Source organism: Thioclava sp. JM3, assembly GCF_002213185.1.
GTDB classification, from domain to species: domain Bacteria; phylum Pseudomonadota; class Alphaproteobacteria; order Rhodobacterales; family Rhodobacteraceae; genus Thioclava; species Thioclava nitratireducens.
Genome location: NZ_NBOB01000021.1, coordinates 1 through 17,311, shown reverse-complemented (window position 1 = coordinate 17,311; position 17,311 = coordinate 1). Strand labels below are relative to the sequence as shown.

Here is a 17,311-nt window from a genome sequence, read left to right as displayed (position 1 = left end):
AATCCGCACGTCCATAGTAGTTCCTCTCTCAATGAACCACCAGCATACACAGACACCCCCAGGTTTTGCCCACTCCCCACGATTTGCGGGGTCTGCGCGACCGCGCGATCCTGCTGCTCGGCTATGCCGGAGGCTTGCGGCGGTCGGAAATTACGGGTCTTGATCACGCGCGCGACGACACAATCGATGGCCGTGGCTGGGTCGAAATTCTGAAAGACGGCGTGGTGCTGACGCTGAACGCAAAGACTGGTTGGCGCGAGGTCGAGGTCGGCCGCGGCACCTCGGATCAGAGCTGTCCAGTCCACGCGCTCGAGCAGTGGCTGCACTTCGCTAAAATCGGCTTCGGTCCGCTTTTCGTACGGGTGTCGCGCGACGGGACCCGAGCGCTCGACGCGCGGCTCAACGATCGCCACGTCGCCCGGCTGATAAAGCAGACCGTTCTTGCAGCGGGCATCCGCAGCGACCTGCCCGAGGCGGAACGGCTCGCACTGTTCTCTGGTCACAGCCTGCGCGCGGGTCTCGCGAGCTGGGCCGAGGTGGACGAGCGTCATGTGCAGAAACATCTTGGCCACGCCTCGGCGGAGATGACACGCCGCTACCAACGCCGTCGCGATCGATTCCGGGTGAACCTCACGAAGGCGGCGGGGCTTTGATCGCAGCGCGTTGGAGAAGTTGACAGCCGTCAACTGGGTGCACCGTTGACGCTCGTCGGCGTGGTTAATCGCGTTTCATATAGCTTATAATCTCTGGGATACACGGGGGCATTTGGACGTCGCGCACGGCAGGCTTGGGTCGTGCCATACACCGGGCGCTGCCGAGATTGGCGACTTTACGCGAGAGTGCGTTTTGCTTATCGTGAACGTCTTGCTGTCGGGCGCACGAGTGGGTCGCGTGAGCGCACCTCGGTATTTGAGCCCGCGGCGAACCGGGCGGATGGTCAGAAACGATCGACTCGACCCCGGCTGTCCGCCGGACATTGAACTCTCTTGTGTTAGACACAGACCACCACAAAACATCGGCCGGTGAAATGTACGCCGTTTGTGCTCATTGCAAGCTGCATTGAGACTCCACAACACAAGCTCGCTGACGAAGCACGCCTCCGGCACGAGGACATTTCAACCGAGCGCGGCCCAGTATCGCCTTCCGTTGGAGCAGAGTGCTGGCGCTGGACTGCTCACGCTTGCTGCGCGCGGCGTCGGAGAACCCGTTCGCGGAGTGCTGACTCATGCTTCGCGAACGGCAAGCCCGAGCTGGTGACTTGGCAGATCGACGCCAAAAGTTGACAGCCGTCAACTTGGGATCGGTGGCATCCAATCCATCCTGTCACGTTGTCCCGTCGCGCAGTGCGGATGACAGGCGCGGGGCGCGATTTCCACTACAGCCGATGACGAAGCGCTTGGCCCAAAGGGTGCACTTTGCTGCCACCGGTGGGAACAGGGGCCGGTCTTGATGCCTATTAACTCAGAGAGATCTCGGAGTTGACAGCCGTCAACACGGTGGATGGGTTTAGCCGGTCGCGCTACCAAATTCTCATAGCGAATTTCTAAAAGTGGGCTGGAGAGTTTAGCGTCACCACAAGCTCTTCGCGAAGCTTGGCGCGGAAGCATTCGCTCGGCACTCGCGGGTAAATATGCAGGCCCTATTGAGCTTGGCGAGTTTCACAAGGCTGCGGAGTTATGTTGACAGCAGTCAACTTTATCTCCGGGGAATGAGACGCTGACGAACCCAGAAACTGCTCGAGCGGAACGGAAGGTTGCTTCGGAGAAGGGCAGGGCGATTCTATTTTCCATTCGATAGACCCTGCAGGCGAGATCACGCAAGGCCTTCGCTCCGCCAAAACGCGTGGACCTCGCCAGCAAGACTTCAGACCTATTACGACTTTAGGTCGGCGGCTCCTTCGGGAGCCGTTCGTGCCTGCTCCTCCTACTTCTTGCTGCTACCCCAAGCAGGTTTCAAACCGAGGCTGCCTTGGGATGACCGGTTGCAAGCCTAACATCGAGGTTCAGACCAGCTGGCGAACGGCAAGCCCGAGCTTATGAGCGGGAAGGTTAGGGGGGCAATTCTGAAACCCTCTTGGCCTACACCTTCTCTCTCGGCCGCTTTCCACCGCCAAAACATCGACAGCTGACAAACGAGCAGAGGCCCCGCAATGGGCGTGCTGTCGAGACGCGATCGATTATCCTCCCACCACAGCACGTCATGGGAGCTTGTGCGCGCTGGCTACGCAAGCGAAATAGCGGGAAAGCTGCGACCGTCCCGACCGCAGGCATGGCGCTCCGCCGTTCTGCCTCCGGAGAAGGGCAGGGGACATCGACCTCCCAGCCTCGCCACGCCCACTTCAGCCTTCGCCCAAGCGCACCGACATCACACTGCTTGCGCATTTCGCGTCTGCATCAGGGCCATTACCATCGGACCGGGGCTGAAGCCGCCGTCTGCCGCTTTGCCCGAGAGCGCGCGAAGGTAGCCGCCGGGGTTATGGATCTCCTCGGAGCGCTGAAGCATCGCGAGGACGGTGATCGCCGCGTTGGTGGCGCCCATGTGTCGCGTCGCCTCGACCCAGGCGGAAGGCGAAATGCCCATCATAGGGTGAACGAATTCGGCCCGCGCAATCAGATCGTCCCAAGACCGGATCGGTTCGGGCGAATAGTCTCGTGCATCCGGACAGGCTTGCAAAACGAGCCACAGCGGCAATTTCGGCGCTTCGATTTCCTTTTCTGGCCCTGACGGGTTCAAATCGTCTAACGAGGAGGGCAAGGGCGACCCCGCCGCCACTTCTTCCATTTCTTTGGAAGATTCAGATTCGTATAGATTTATGTTTGAATCTTGTATGTGCCGCTCATTATTAATGCCTTTGCCGCTCATATCTTTTGTTTTTTCTTTCGGAATAAAGGTCTTAGCCTTCTCCCGCAGGTCGTTCGCGCGAAGATGCATGTCCGTCATTTCCTCAAGCCCGAGCTTGCGCCGCATCTCACGGTTCATCAGCGCAAGCATGTCGGAGAGCGCGTTCCAATTCGCGGAGACCGCCTCGCGGCCATATTCGATCAGCTGGGCGACGTCGCGCAGGATCAGCACCACGGCCTCGCGCAGCGCCTTGTAGCGTGCCTGCGCGTCCCGGGTCGCCTGTGCGGCCTGCCCGATCTCCGCCTCGCGCAAGAGTAGGGGGCGTAGATCAAAGCCAAACGCCACCTGGAGCTGTTCGCCGGCGCGGCGGGCGTAGCGCTTGCCGTTGGGGCTGTCATGGCGGATCACGAGGCCGGACTTCACCAGCGCCGCCAGATGCCGCCGCAGCGTGCTCTCAGGCATCCCATGGGCGCGCTCGGAGAGCGAAGCGTTGGAGGGGAAGACGATCGTGCCGTCGCCCTCGGCCAGTGTCGGGTGCGGGTGAAAGGATAGCAGCGCGTTCAGCACCGCCAGATCGCGATCACTGACACCGAACGCCGCGCGTGCGACCGTCAGATCGCGCATCACGGCCCATTTGTCGCGGGCAAGCTGGGGCAGGGGCGCGTCGAGCATCTCGGCGGCCCTCAAATCCCCTTTGTTCAGGCTCCGCCCGAACGGGGTTTGTGAAATATGTTGCATCCTGTCTGTCACAAAGACATGAAAGATCGCTCCGCGGACATGGCGGTTGTTGACAGGAGTCAACTGCTCAGGATACGTTCAGAGTGCGAGAAAGAACGGCCCTTCGGGATGTCATGTCCTGGGGGGTCTCTTTTTTGTCTCGATGTGCCTCCTTTTTATCGTTGCGGTCTTCTAGTCATTCCCCGTCTTTGCAGGAGAATTCCTCGTGGAGCCGCGCCATGTTCTCGCGCAGCCAATCGGCGAAACTATCATCGTGGAGCGTCATCACGGGCTTGCCGCCACGCCGCTGCGCCTCTGCGAGAAGCACGCCATTTTTCGTGATGATCTTCTTGACCTTCGGTTCGGAACTTTGTTCCGACGCAAGTGCGTCAAACACAGCCTTGAACCGAGCATCGCTGGTGTCGCCAGACGCAAGCGCCACGATTTGATCGACGGGACGATCACCGATCCGCTTTGACAATGTTATCCAGCGCGCGCGACCAACTGATGGCGCAGATCCAATCGCCTTGATTACCGATTCCGGAATCGCTTTAGCGACCCCTTCCAGACGGCTCAATTCAGACTTGTTTATGTTAAGGGCTTCGCAGACTACTTTACGCTCAAAGCAGCCCTCTATCATTTTGAGCGCGAATGTTGCCTTCTCGATAAAGCTCAGATCCTTGCGCACAGAATTTTCCTGCCCCTGCGCGACAATGAGTTCGCGATCGTCAAGCTCGCGCACCATCGCTCGAACCGGCATTCCAAGCTGTCGCAATGCTTGAACGCGACGCCGGCCATAGACGATTTCGTAGCGACCCTCGTGGCTTGGCGAATGCCGTAGCATCACCGGCACTTGCTGGCCGTACTCGCGCAAGCTCTCCATTAGTTGCGCAATACCTTCCGGATCGGGATCGAACCGGTCCTTCAATCCCGCATCGTCGATCATGTCGGTGGGCACCTCGACAAGCGCGCGGGTGCGCAGCTCGGCCAGCGACTGACTGACGGCGCCGATCGCGCCGGTCTGACGCCGCGGCGGGGACGCAGCGGGTCTGTCGGCCGGGGCAGGGGCGCCGGCAGCTTTGCGAGCGCTCGCCTCCGCCTCGTTTCTTGCGTTCATCAGTCCGTCGAGCAGGTTCTTGCGTGCCATGATGTCAGCGCCTCCACGCTTTCTGGATAAGGTCCTCGATCTCGCTATTCACTGAATTGAGACTCTCAAGTGCACGTTCATAGGTCGAACGGGTGAATTGCGATTTCTCCACCTCGTAGAGCGTCTGCTTGGTGATTCCCGCATCCGAGATCGCGGTGGACTTTAGGGCAGGGTGGTTCAGCACATGCTCCCCGAACATAGAGCGCATGAAGCTAACCATTTGATTTTGCGGGCCGTCTCCGGGTTCGTAGCGGGTCACGAGATAGCGCAGCCAGTCATAGGACATGTCGCCCCCCGCTTCGGCCACGACGCCCAGAAGGTTCGAGGTCATCAGCAGGAACTGACACATCGACATCACGTCGAGCATCTGCGGATGTACCGTCACCAGCACCGCCGTCGCCGCCGAAAGCGCCGACATCGTCAGGAAGCCCAGCTGCGGCGGACAGTCGAGGACGACCACGTCGTAGTCCGCCTCCACCGTGCCGAGCGCATCGCCGACCCGGGTGAAGAACAGCTCGCGCGAGCCCTGTGCCAGCACCCGCGGCGTGTCATGCTCGAACTCCATGAGATCGAGATTGCCGGGGATGATGTCGAGATTGGTGAAATAGGTCTTCTGGATCACGTCCTTCAGCGGCACCGGATCGTCATAGCGGATCGCGTCGTAAAGCGTGCCCCCGTCGAGCAGGTCGAATTCGGGCTGAAAGCCGTGCAGCGCGGAAAAAGAGGCCTGCGGGTCGAGGTCGATCGCCAGCACCCGGTAACCGTCGAGCGCAAGTTTCTGCGCCAGATGTGCCGAGGTAGTGGTCTTGCCGGACCCCCCCTTGAAGTTGATGACCGAGATCACCTGCAGATGATCGCCCTCGCGCCGCCCCGGAAGGTAGGTGCCGGGCGTCTTGGCGCCCTTTTCCAGCATCTCGCGCAGCGCCTGAACATCATGTGGGCTGTAATACCGCCGCCCGCCCGCGCGAATCTCGGGTTCGGGGCCGCGCCCGTCGAGATGAAGCTTGCGCAGGTAAGCATCTTTCACGCCAAGGAGCTGTGCCACCTCGCCGGAGGTGAACTTGCGCAATTCCCGCTTGGTATCCGGGGGAAACAGGGCACGACGGTGCTCTTGCAGTTGCTCGGACAAACGCTCAGCATGTTGTCCGACGATCTGATCGATCCGCATATGTTCCGTCATCTCTGCCCTCTCGCCTCTGCGCTTGTTACGCTTTTAGGCGTCTCATTCGTTCTTTTCCGTATAATTCACTTGAACGAGCCGAGTCTGGCAAGAGTTTTTTTGGGAGGCGCGACCAGAATCCCACAAATTCGAGAGCAATATCTAGCGAAACGTGCTCGCGAAGACACTAACCAAGGGTCTGGTTGGCGTAAATTGACCCGGAGCCGGTGAGATGGCTGCCGAAAGGCTCTTCGCGACAACCAGCCTCTTTCCGATTCTCTCACGGTTGTGCCGCAGCTCGGCCTGGGACTGGGACAGGCGTGTGCGACAAATTATAACTTGTTGCACACGCGCCAATATGCGACAAGCTGAAACTTGTCGCACATGAGGCCGCAATGGACATCATCTCGCATAGTCAGACCGCGCAGACGGCCTATCATGACCTGCTGCGCCTGCATCTCGACGATCGCGCCGCCGAAGTGACCGGCGCGATCGAGGAGCGCCGTCGCGGCGACCGGACCTATCTTTACGAGCGGCTCCGGATCGGAACCGAGACGCGCAGCCGCTATCTCGGCGACGACAGTCCGGAGCTACGCGACCGGCTGGCGCGGGCGGCAGCCCTGAAATCCGATGCGCAGGCGCGCCGGCAGCGCATGACGCGGCTGACCCGGATCCTGCGTGCCGAGGGCTATATCACCACCGACCGCGAAACCGGCTCGCTGTTTCTCGCCTTCGCGCGGGCAGGGATGTTCCGCCTTGGCGGCACGCTGATCGGCACCGCGGCCTTCGCGCTCTATCAGGGCGAGCTGGGCGTGCGGATGGACACCGAGACGCTGGCCCAGACCGGCGATATCGACCTCGCAAGCTTCCAACGCCTTTCGGTCGCGCTGCAGGATAAGGTCGAAGAAAATCCGGGGGACATCCTCTCGGCGCTAAAATTCGACCCCGTTCCGGGGCTTCAGGACCGACAAGTCTGGAAATGGCGGCAGAGCCGGTCGGAGGTCATGGTTGAGTTCCTGACGCCCGCCTTCGGCGACGAGACGGTGAAGCCGCTGCCCGCGCTCGGCGTCTCCGCGCAAGCGCTGAACTATCTCAATTACCTGATCGCAGAGCCAATCCCGGCGGTGGCGCTCTACCGCTCCGGTGTCTTGGTGCAGATCCCGCGCCCCGAGCGGTTCGCGATCCACAAGCTGATCGTGGCCGACCGCCGCCGTGAAGGCCCGGACCGGGGCAAATCCGCGAAGGACCGGGCGCAGGCGGCCTTCCTGATCGAGGTGCTGGCGCAAGACCGCCCCGACGAGCTGGCCGAAGCCTGGCAGGACGCCCAATCTCGCGGCCCACGCTGGCGCACCCGGCTGGAGGCGACGCTTGCCCACATGCCGGAGACGGCGGGGCGGCTCGCAAATCTTGGGTAGGGCTGGAGGCCTCGAAAACGCAAGAACAGCCGCACGGGGCGAAGGGTCTCGAACGCTCGCTTGCCCGGGGAGGGCAGGGGGCACATTCAACGATTCGCGTCGTTCATCTCGACGAGAAGGCGCCGACGGAGCGCTTCGCCCGACACGTTCTGCAGCATCAATTCATTCGACAGGCGCGACATGCGTGCTGCAGCTGCGAAGGCAGCCGAAAAACGCTCGAATGGAGCTGTAAATGCCGAAATCCCGTGTTTGCGGGCCAGTATGTTCAAAAATCGTGCTCACCTTAGTGTCCGGTCGAAAAACCCAATTCAATCTCGCGAGTGAGGACGGGGCGACATCACGAGAATGTATGGGTAACAAGTTCCACTGACCGGCCTCAGCTCGATTGAAGCAATGACCGTGCCTGGGGAGATAAAACTGTTGCAGCGCGCCCGCTGAGCCATGATGTTCCTGTATCAAATACGGAGCAGTCAGATGGCATTACTAATAACCAAAGTATTATTTACATAATATTTATTATGCGCTCCCCCTTGTGTAGCCGGGCACATTCTAAACTGGCTTGCGACAAATCCCCTATCTTCTTGGAAAGCAAGGAGACGGAAGATGACCCACACAGAATTGGATCTGGTCGAACGGCGCGGGATCGAGGACATGCTGAACGCGAAGATGCCGATCCGGGAGATCGCAGAAGAGCTCGGTCGGCACCGATCAAGCATCTACCGTGAGATCAAGCGGAACGGCTTTGTTGACGAGGAGCTGCCGTATCTCAGCGGTTACTACGGAATGGTGGCCCAGAAATCGGCTACGGATCGACGCGCCAGACGGCGCAAGCTCGCTCGGCATCCGGATCTGCGCCAGTCAGTGATCGCGCAGTTGAAGGTTGGTTGGTCTCCCGAGCAGATTGCAGGACGCCTGACATTCGAAGGTCAGACCATGCGTGTCAGTCACGAGACGATCTACGCTTTCGTCTACGGTCCGGATGGCCAGTCCGAGGAACTCGCACGGCACCTTCCCACGCGGCGGAGAAAGCGTCAGCCGCGTCACGCCCGTAGGCCGCGAGGTCTGGTTTTCCCGCCAGAAAGGTCAATCCACCAGCGCCCGGATTACGTAAAGACCCGCGAGACGTTCGGGGACTGGGAAGGTGATCTTATGATCTTCGAGCGCGCCCAGGGCAACGCGAACATCGCCTCTCTGGTCGAGCGCAAGACCCGCTTCGCCGTCCTGTTCCGCAACAACGACCGGAGCACCACGCATCTGATGAACCGGCTCATGGCGGTGATGGAAACCCTGCCCCAACCGGCGCGCCAGTCGATCACCTTCGACCGGGGGATCGAGTTCCGCAGCTGGCGCAAGCTCAAGCCCGGGATCGGTACCGAGGTCTGGTTCTGTGATCCTCAGGCTCCCTGGCAGAAAGGGTCGGTCGAAAACCTGAACAAGCGGGCCCGGCGCTACCTGCCACGGGACACGCCCGTGGCGGCGCTCTCAAATCGCAATATGAAGGCGATTTGCGACCGCCTGAACGGAACCCCGAGGAAGTGCTTGGGGTGGAGGACACCGGTGGAAGCCTTCAGGGACGAAATGATGAAGCTCAGATAGCGGAACTGTCGCAACCACCCTTGAGCCTCCACCGCAAAGCTAAAATGTCACCCATGAGCAATTCAGGAATGTCACTCTCCCCCAAACACTGAGGGAGATCGGGCATGGGATGGGTGATGATGAGCGCGCGCGAGTTGAATCGTATCGAAGTGCTGGCACAGATTGATGACGGACGCCTGACTGTCGAGAATGGCGCGAACATGCTGGGCTTGACCCGGCGCCAGGTCTTCAGGCTTCTGAAGCGATACAGATCGGATGGCGTCGCGGCGATCCGACACAAGGCACGCGGCAAGCCTCCGAACAACCGCATTCACAAAGCAAAGCGCGCCTACGCGCTGACCCTCATCAAAGAGAACTACGCGGATTTCGGGCCGACGCTGACGGCCGAGATGCTGGCGGAACAACACGGGTTCCGGGTCTCGCGCGAGACGGTCCGCAAATGGATGGTCGAGGATGGGCTCTGGCTGTCACGCAAGCAGCGCCGAACATTCCACCAGCCGCGCCTGCGCCGGGAATGTTTCGGCGAGCTGATCCAGATCGACGGTTCCGAGCACCGCTGGTTTGAGGATCGGGGCGATCCTTGCACCCTGCTCGTCTTCATCGACGATGCGACCAGCACATTGATGGAACTCCGCTTTGTGCCATCGGAAAGCACGTTTTCCTATTTCAAGGCGCTGGAAAGCTATCTGTACAACCATGGCCGGCCGGTGGCCTTCTATAGCGACAAGCACACGGTCTTCCGTATTCCGAAGCCCAGTCAGCACATGACCGGCATGACCCAGTTCGGCCGCGCGCTGGCAGAGTTGAACATCGAGATTCTGTGCGCCAATTCGAGCCAGGCCAAAGGCCGCGTTGAACGTGCCAACCGCACGCTACAAGACCGGCTGGTGAAGGAACTTCGGCTGGCCGGCATCTCGGATATGGTGGCGGGCAATGCTTTCCTTCCCCGCTTTATGGAGCGCTATAACGCCAAGTTCGCGAAGGCGCCGGCGCGCCCAGACAATCTGCATCGCGCGCTCAACATCGAACCGGATCGCCTGGCCGAGGTCTTCTGCCTGCGCGACAAGCGCTATGTAACAAAGGATCTGACCCTGAAGTATGATCGCAAGCGCATCCGGCTCGAGGTCAACGACCTGACGCGCGGCCTGGTCGGCAAATATGTCGACACCTACGAATACGCGGACGGGCGCATCCAGGTCCGTGCCACGGGCGTTGCCCTGCCCCACACGGTGTTCGACCCACACCAGCAACGCGTAACCCATGCCGCGATCACTGAGAACAAACATCTCAGAGCGGTTCTCGCGCACATCAAGGAAGAGCAGGACAAGGCCGCATCACCGACGAAAGTCAAACCCGTCAGCGCAAAGAACGGCTACAAGAAGTCGGGCCGTAAGTCGCCGGGAAGGCCTTCGAAGCTCGACGCTTACTACGCCCGCAAACGCGCCGAGCGGGAAGCCCGCGCAGCCAGCCAGAGCTGCGATATATGAGGTCTCCGCCCTGTCAGGCTGCGCTAGCGTCAGCGCTCAACGGTGACATTTCTGCTTTGCAACCCCGGTGACATTTCTACTTGGTTGCAACACCTTGTGTAGCGGAGCGCGCTACCCTGAAGTGCGACTCCTATAAGAAACCAATGGGTTATCTAATGAGGGAATATCGCATGGGATCTGTTTATACGCAACTTTCGTTGTCGGAACGCCGTAAGATCGAGAACTGGTGGCACGCGAAGGTGCCCGTGAGAGAGATGGCGCGCGTTTTGAAGCGCCACAAATCGACGATCTTTCGCGAGATCAAACGCAATTTCTGGGCCGATGATGCATTTCCGAAGAAGTACGCCGGCTACTTCGGGAATGCTGCTCAATTGCAGACGGACAAGCGCCGGTCTGTGCAACGCAAGCTGATCCGTCACCCGGAGCTGTGCAAGGCAGTCATTGCACGCATCAAGTAAGGTTGGACGCCGGAACAGATCGGAAACCGAATGATCTATGAAGGCGCAAAACTGCGTGTCTGTCAAGAAACCATCTACCGCTACATCTACTCAGAGGAGGGCATGGCGCAGGAACTGTGGTGGTACCTGCCCGAGCACCGCAAGTCCCGCAGGCTACGTCGCGCCAGAAAGCGCCTTCCGCCAAAATTTGGCCGTGATGTCAGCATCCTGTTCCGCCCCGACGACGTGGCGCACCGACGCCAGTTCGGGCACTGGGAAGGCGATTTGATGCTGTTCAAACAGAATCTTGGGCAATCGAACGTGACGTCCTTGGTCGAACGCGTGAGCCGATTTACCGTTCTGCTTAAGAACCCTAACAAGCGCACCAAGCCGGTGATGGCTAAGATCATGAAGGCTGTCCGCGACCTGCCCCACGTCGCGCGTCGTTCAATCACATTCGACCGTGGCACAGAGTTCGTCAGCTGGCCGCACCTGCAATCTGAGATCGGGACGCGGACGTGGTTCTGTGATCCGTCCAGTCCGTGGCAGAAAGGCACGGTCGAGAACACAAACCGACGCGCCCGAAGGTGGCTGCCGAGAAAGCGGGACATCACGGCGGTCTCAGATCATGAATTGGAAATGATCTGTGACCGCCTCAACGCGACACCCAGAAAATGCCTCGGATGGAAGACACCCGCCGAGGTCTTCCGCGAAAAGATGATGGAAGAGATGGGGCGATCCCCCTACCCTCAGAAGAAATAGGAGTCGTACTTCACGTAGCGGTCACATGGCCAAGGATCTGGCCAAAATGTCGTCGAAATCGGCGGTCAAGCTCTTGGCCCCAACCGAGGATGGTGGCCTCTTCCGCTGGGTGGCCGCGCTGACCGGATCGAATAATGCCGTGAAGGGTTTCGGCTTCTTTCTGGGGGCCGCGCTGCTTGGTCTTGCCGGTTTCAAGGCCGCCGTCTGGGGTATGGCGGCCGTCCTAGCGGTGATCAGGACTTCTTCACCCGCGCGATCTGGATCACCTTCATCTGCGCCGCGACCATGTCGAGCAACTCGCTGACATCCTCACCCACCACGCGAAGGTCGCCACCACAGTCGGAGAACAGGAGCCGGGATCGAGTTCGCGCCGTTCGCGAGGTGTCGTGTCCGAAACGCGCGGGCGACGACGAGGCTTGATCTCAGCGACAGCGGCATCGATCGCCGCAGGCACCTCCTCCTCGACTGACCCATCACGCTTCTCGGCAACTGCGGCTTCTCAAGGCGACCGGTGCCTGTCCACCCGAGGACGTCGGCGGTGCCTGGGGCTACGAGGAGTTCCTCGAAGCCCTCGCCGATCCCGATCACGAGCAACAAGAGGACATGCTCCACTGTTCCGGTGGGGGCTTCGACGCCGAAGATGCCGGGATCGACAGCATCCTTGAACGCTTCAACCGGCTTGCCAAGAAATGGGCCCCGCGGGCTCGCAAACCCAAAGCCCCCAAGGGTACGACCTGAGAATTGCTCCCATGTGCGGTCCACGCCGGATGGTTACATTGAAAATGACGCGACCGGCACCTCGATCAGCGCGGCGGAGAGAAGCAGGTTTCACATAAGGTTCTCATTGCTTGCGATGCATCGGCATCAATGCACACAGCAATCGACCGCAAGAGCGTGAAGCGTTTTGCCCGCGTCTTACGGATTTGTAAGAACCGTCTCTCAGTTCAGCGCCAGCACCGGAATCGGCCGCGAATCCTTTGACGTAATTCCACCTGCCAGATGCGCTGCGCCCGAGCTCCTCAGCGCGTCCACCAAAGCGGTCGCGATATTCTCGGCGTGTTTCGCATCGTCTGTCAGCAGGCCGTCATCGCGTGTGGACACGGCAAGCCAGAGCCGCGCCCCAGCTTCATTGACATAAGGTGTCTGCCAGAGCCGCAGTCTCGGGATCTGCGTCTCGGCCTCGGCGCCGGGTTTGCTGAAGCCGAGCACGTTCGGCTCATTTCGCCAGAAGAGTGGTGCGAGAGCTGCTCCCGGCATGGCCTTGTCGCGAACCGAGGCGAACGCCGCCCGCATGAGCGCGGTCAGGCTGGGCGTTCCCGCCCGGGTCCAACCCTGCGTCTCGAGCGCGCTTGCGATCTGCGTGGAGCCGTGCGCCCAGATGCCGAGTGACAACGGAAAGCTGTGCTCTGCATCGAGGCTTTGAGCCTCAAGCGAACCCGCACTTAATTTCGGCAGATTGGCGCCTTGCGCAACCTGGATGAGCGGCTCCGCCATCGGCGGCGGGTTCAGCGCTTTGGAATAATCGTGAACACGCTTTACGGCAAACCCGCCAAGGCCGAGCGAGAGCGCGAGCAAAAGACCGATCTGCCAGCGCGGCCGCGGCGATACGTGTTCCCGGATACGCGTCCGCAGCCACTCGGCGATGGAGATCCCAACCAGAAGGCAAAGCGCCCCAAGGATCCAGCCCGCCATCACGTCGCTAAGGTAATGTTCGACCAGATAGAGTCGACTCAGCCCGATCAACCCCGCAAAGAGCACAGCGAGAACGCCCGCGCTCACCGCGCCAAGCCGCGTCAGGCGCCAGAGCACGAAGACCAGCATCCCGTAGAAGGCGACCGAAAGCGCCGCGTGGCCCGAGGGAAAACTGCCCGAGCTTTCTTGAAAATAGCCCAGAATCGAACGCGGTCGGCTGAAGCCCGCTTTCAGGATCACCACCGAGACCAGATCGAGCCCGAGCGCGACCAGGCCCCCCCAAAAAAGATCGAAACGGCGCAGCACGGCGAGCCAGGTCAGTGCAAGCGCAAGCACCGCCACCACCAGGCGCGTATCGCCGAGCGCCGTGATCCAGATGAATATCTGGATCAGGCCCGGCGTCCAGAACAGGCGCATCAATTCGGCCAATTGTGCATCGATCTGCACGATGGGTGCCGCTTGCAGAAAATTGAGCGAAAGACCGATCAGCAGCGCGAACAGGTAAACGAAGGCCAGCACACCGAGCGTCAGCGGCAGCCCTGCCAGATGATTGCGATCCAACCGGCGCGCAATCCATTTCGCCACGCGCGGGTGACGGCCACCCCAGCTGTCGACGCGGGGATGGCGCGCGATCTCGTCGAGTAGCCCACCCATCATTTCAAGAAGATGCGGAATGGCGCGATCGAGCCGACGCAGGGTCCAATAAAGCACCGCGGCGATTACAAGCAATGCAAGGAAGAAAAGCGTATTGCGCGTCATCAGCGGGCTGAATGTCGTGAGTCCCGCGCCCAAAGCGTAGCCGAAGCCGACATGCGCAATCGCGTAAGGAAACCCGCTCAGGATGTTCCAGAGCCCGAATTTCTTTCGTTCCATGCCCGCAAGTGCGGCGGCAAAGGGCACGAATGCTGCCACCGGGCCAAGAAATCGCCCAATAACCAGTGCTACGCCGCCCCGTCGCTTAAAAAGCTCTTCTGCACGTTTGTAGGGCTTCATCTCCTCGACTTTCCAGCGCCCCAACATGCCATGGCGCGCGTGCCGACCGAGCCACCAGCTGGCCTCGCCGCCCAGAATTGAGCCGATCGCGACGAACCAGATAAGGTCGAACGGATCAAGCATCCCTTGTTGCACCATCACGCCGCCCGCATCGACGATGAGCGTGCCGGGAATGAAGATTCCCGTGAGGAGAAAAGCTTCGAGTGCCGCCGCCGCCGCGATGATCCAGTAGCCGAAGATGCCCAACGCAGCGAGGGAGGGCAGAACCTGATGAATGGCGCTCAGCATGTCAGTCTTTCGTGAAGAGATTGCGCGCGCCGCCCGAAATTAGAAGGGCGATTTCGGTCAACGCGAGATAGGGTGAGGTTCCCGGCGGCAATGCTACGTAGCGCGGCCGCCAGTCGGGGCGGAACTTCTGCTTGAAGCGCCGCAGCCCCTCGAAATTGTAGAAACTACCGCCGTGTCGGTAGATGAGATTGCCCAAACGGCTCGTCAGCCGCGCGGAGACCCGGTCCGACAGCCCCGCAAGCGGCGCAAGCCCAAGGCTAAGCTCGGTCGCACCTCGATCGCGCAACGCCTCGATCAGCGCGAGGAACAGGAACTGCATCACGCCGTCTGCGGCCTCCGGGCGATAGCGCATCAGATCGATCCCGAAATGCTGCGCTCCGGGGCTGCCAAGCAGATTGGCAAAGCCGAGGATCTGGCCGTCGCGCCGGATCAGGGCAAGCTCGCAATGGTTCAGATATCTGGGTTCGAAGCAACCGACCGAGAACCCCTTCTCCTTGCCCTTTTGCCCTGCAAGCCAGCTATCTGAGATTGCGCGGAGCTCATCGATCAGCGCGGGATCATGCGGTGGCGAGACGATCTCGAATGAGAACCCTTCACGTAGCGCCCGGTTTTGCTCGGCGCGCATCGTTTTGTATTTCGATCCCGCGAGCGAGAAGTTTTGAAGGTCGATCACCGCCTCCTCGCCGATCTTGTGCAACGCGTAGCCCATTTCGATCCAGAGCGGCAGGTATTTGGTCGAGACCTCGTAGAAAACCGGTGTGATCCCCTCGCGGCGCGCGCGTTCGTGGAAGTCCCAGGCGAGCTGGCGCGCGGGTTCGGGCGGGCCAACCGGGTCGCCCAGAACGGCGCAAAGACCGTGGCGGCGCGCATACATCAAGAACGCGTCACGTTCGGACGAGAAGACCACCTGCTTGTCTCCGGTCAGAGCGAACCAGCCTTGGGGTGTGTCCTGAGTTTCAAGGATCTCTGACACGGCGCGATCCTGGTCGGGGTCGGGCGTCAGTGCGAAGCTGCGCGACGGACGCAATGCGAGCCAGAGCAGCAGCCCCAGCATAAGTGCGCTGACCAGCAAACCCGCGCGCAGTGCACGTGGCGTGGCGGATTTTGCCGTGAAGTCGAGCCAGAGCGCATTGGTATAGGGCGTCGCCTCGTGGGCAAGAAAGAAGAACATCGTTGCAGAGGCCAGCATTCCGGCCAGAAGCGCCACCCAGATCGGTCCGAAGCCGCCCTCGCTGAGCGCCGCTTGCCGGTGGAAGGCACGCCGAAACGGCCAGAGCGCGAGGGCGGCAAGGCCCAGCACCACCGCCGATTCCGTGTCGAGATCGTCGGCAAGAACGGCAAAGACACCCACGATCAGGGTCCCGATCGTTAGGCTGTGCGCAAGCTGCACCCGGCGCACCAGCGCCTGCGACAGGACGATCAGCAATACGCCCGCAAGCGCGCAGGCAAGCGTTCCCCCTTCGGCCAGGATCGCGCCGACCAGCCCGGGATCGTCAATGCGCTGGCTCAGCGAGGGCATCAGCGCCACGATAATCAGCCAGAAACCAAGCCCAAGGACTGCGATACCTGCGATACGCGGCGCGACGCCTTCGACCCCTCCCATGACCGGGCGCATGGGCTCTGAAATTTCCCCGAAGATGCGCGCAGCCCAGCCACCGGCAAGGCGGGCCTCGTTGATCGATACGATCGCGAAGGCCAGCGCGAAGGGCAGCAGGAAATAGATCATGCGGAAGGCCAGCAGCCCGGCCGCCGCTGCGCCCACCGGAACGCCCGCGGGAAGGGCCGCAATCACCACCGTCTCGAAGATGCCGACGCCGCCGGGCACATGGCTGAGCACGCCCACCATAGTTGCCGCCGCATAGATCGCCAGGAAACTCGCGAAGGGCGGCGTGCCTTCGGGCATCAGCACCCAGAGCGCAAGCGAGGCCATGGTCGAGTCGAACAGCGCCACGACAAGCTGACCGAGAAGGATCCGCGGCGCGGGCATCGCGATTTCGAAGCCGCGAATACGCAGCGCGCGCCCTGTGACGGAAAGCCAGAACGCTCCGCCGAGGATCAGCGCCGAAATCCCGATCGCACCGAGCCGGATCGCGGCCTCCGACGCCGAGATCACGCCGGCAAGCGCCGCGGGGTGAATCGCCAGCGCCAGCACGCCCACAAGCGTCAGCCCCATGCCCATCGCGACCGCGATATAGGAAGACAGCCCGGCGACTTCGAAGGCGTTCAGCCCGGCGGCCGAGTAGATTCGGTAGCGCACGGCCCCGCCCGAAATCACGCTGATGCCGACCGTGTTGCCGAAGGCGTAGCCAAGAAACCCTCCCAAGGCGACGGTGCGTAGCGGCAGGCGCTTTCCGAAATAGTGCAGCGCCCAGAAATCATACCCTACGAGCGCGAGATAGCCCAAAGCGGTCGCGCCCAGCGCAGCGCCCAGCGTTGGCCAGGGCGTCGCCTTGATCTGCGCGATGACTTGGCGCACGTCGATGCTGGCCAGCAGGTGATGCAACGCCCAGAGCCCCATCAGGAAGAGGCCAAGACCCAGCACGATCGGCCAGACCGCCTTCAGCCGCGACAGGCTCGGCCGCTTCTGTGCAGGATCAAATAGTGTCATCGTTACGTCCCCATTTTCTTTGTCTATGCCTTGGCGCGCGAGTAACTGCTTTGTGAAAGTCTTACAAATCCGTAAGAAATTGCACAGACCTTGCGGGGCCGACCGTGACAATGCCGGTCCGTTATCGAAAGATGGTGCGATGAAGATCCTGATTGCCGAAGACGATGCC

9 protein-coding genes and 5 pseudogenes are annotated in these 17,311 nt (G+C 61.0%); 8 read left to right on the top strand and 6 right to left on the bottom strand.

What is annotated here, in order from left to right:
• Nucleotides 1–74: 74 nt before the first annotated feature.
• A pseudogene (locus B6V73_RS19865) lies at nucleotides 75–653 on the top strand (tyrosine-type recombinase/integrase); the annotation flags it as partial.
• 1,711 nt (nucleotides 654–2,364) lie between these two features.
• On the opposite strand, the gene repC reads toward B6V73_RS19865, so the two are convergent.
• From repC to repA, 3 genes are all read right to left on the bottom strand, one after another.
• Nucleotides 2,365–3,579 carry a plasmid replication protein RepC gene (repC, locus tag B6V73_RS19860; protein WP_088726259.1) on the bottom strand — a complete coding sequence of 405 codons (1,215 nt, stop codon included), beginning with the start codon at nucleotides 3,577–3,579 and terminating at the stop codon, nucleotides 2,365–2,367.
• A 175-nt stretch (nucleotides 3,580–3,754) separates the two neighbouring features.
• Nucleotides 3,755–4,705 carry a plasmid partitioning protein RepB gene (repB, locus tag B6V73_RS19855; RefSeq protein WP_088726258.1) on the bottom strand — a complete coding sequence of 317 codons (951 nt, stop codon included), beginning with the start codon at nucleotides 4,703–4,705 and terminating at the stop codon, nucleotides 3,755–3,757.
• 4 nt (nucleotides 4,706–4,709) lie between these two features.
• The gene (gene repA / locus B6V73_RS19850; RefSeq protein ID WP_088726257.1) at nucleotides 4,710–5,885 is read right to left on the bottom strand and encodes a plasmid partitioning protein RepA; all 1,176 of its coding nucleotides are present in this window, start codon (nucleotides 5,883–5,885) and stop codon (nucleotides 4,710–4,712) included.
• A gap of 374 nt (nucleotides 5,886–6,259) precedes the next feature.
• Here repA and B6V73_RS19845 point away from each other — a divergent pair, with 374 nt between their 5' ends.
• From B6V73_RS19845 to B6V73_RS19825, 5 genes and pseudogenes are all read left to right on the top strand, one after another.
• Nucleotides 6,260–7,279 (top strand): GSU2403 family nucleotidyltransferase fold protein, encoded by a 1,020-nt coding sequence (locus B6V73_RS19845; RefSeq protein WP_088726256.1) that lies wholly within the window; start codon nucleotides 6,260–6,262, stop codon nucleotides 7,277–7,279.
• 603 nt (nucleotides 7,280–7,882) lie between these two features.
• Complete coding sequence (locus B6V73_RS19840) at nucleotides 7,883–8,875, top strand: IS30 family transposase (RefSeq protein WP_088726255.1); 993 nt, start codon at nucleotides 7,883–7,885, stop codon at nucleotides 8,873–8,875.
• Nucleotides 8,876–8,979: 104 nt separating this feature from the next.
• Nucleotides 8,980–10,362, top strand: coding sequence for an ISNCY family transposase (locus tag B6V73_RS19835; RefSeq protein ID WP_088726254.1), 1,383 nt, complete (start codon nucleotides 8,980–8,982; stop codon nucleotides 10,360–10,362).
• 170 nt (nucleotides 10,363–10,532) lie between these two features.
• Nucleotides 10,533–11,561: pseudogene (locus tag B6V73_RS19830) on the top strand (IS30 family transposase).
• Nucleotides 11,562–11,577: 16 nt separating this feature from the next.
• Nucleotides 11,578–11,796, top strand: a pseudogene (locus B6V73_RS19825) (MFS transporter); the annotation flags it as partial.
• A 1-nt stretch (nucleotide 11,797) separates the two neighbouring features.
• On the opposite strand, the pseudogene B6V73_RS19820 reads toward B6V73_RS19825, so the two are convergent.
• Nucleotides 11,798–11,973 (bottom strand): annotated as a pseudogene (locus B6V73_RS19820) (IS66 family transposase zinc-finger binding domain-containing protein); the annotation flags it as partial.
• Nucleotides 11,974–12,026: 53 nt separating this feature from the next.
• Between B6V73_RS19820 and B6V73_RS21250 the strand changes: the two are divergent.
• Nucleotides 12,027–12,143 (top strand): annotated as a pseudogene (locus B6V73_RS21250) (hypothetical protein); the annotation flags it as partial.
• 21 nt (nucleotides 12,144–12,164) lie between these two features.
• Entirely contained in the window at nucleotides 12,165–12,299 is a 135-nt protein-coding gene (locus B6V73_RS21355; RefSeq protein ID WP_276206805.1) for a hypothetical protein, read from the top strand.
• 201 nt (nucleotides 12,300–12,500) lie between these two features.
• Here B6V73_RS21355 and B6V73_RS19810 read toward each other — a convergent pair whose 3' ends face one another.
• Both B6V73_RS19810 and mprF read right to left on the bottom strand, forming a co-directional pair.
• Complete coding sequence (locus tag B6V73_RS19810) at nucleotides 12,501–14,534, bottom strand: phosphatase PAP2 family protein (RefSeq protein ID WP_088726252.1); 2,034 nt, start codon at nucleotides 14,532–14,534, stop codon at nucleotides 12,501–12,503.
• Nucleotide 14,535: 1 nt separating this feature from the next.
• On the bottom strand, nucleotides 14,536–17,142 hold the full coding sequence (gene mprF / locus B6V73_RS19805; protein ID WP_088726251.1) for a bifunctional lysylphosphatidylglycerol flippase/synthetase MprF: 2,607 nt from the start codon (nucleotides 17,140–17,142) through the stop codon (nucleotides 14,536–14,538).
• Between the last annotated feature and the right edge of the window lie 169 nt (nucleotides 17,143–17,311).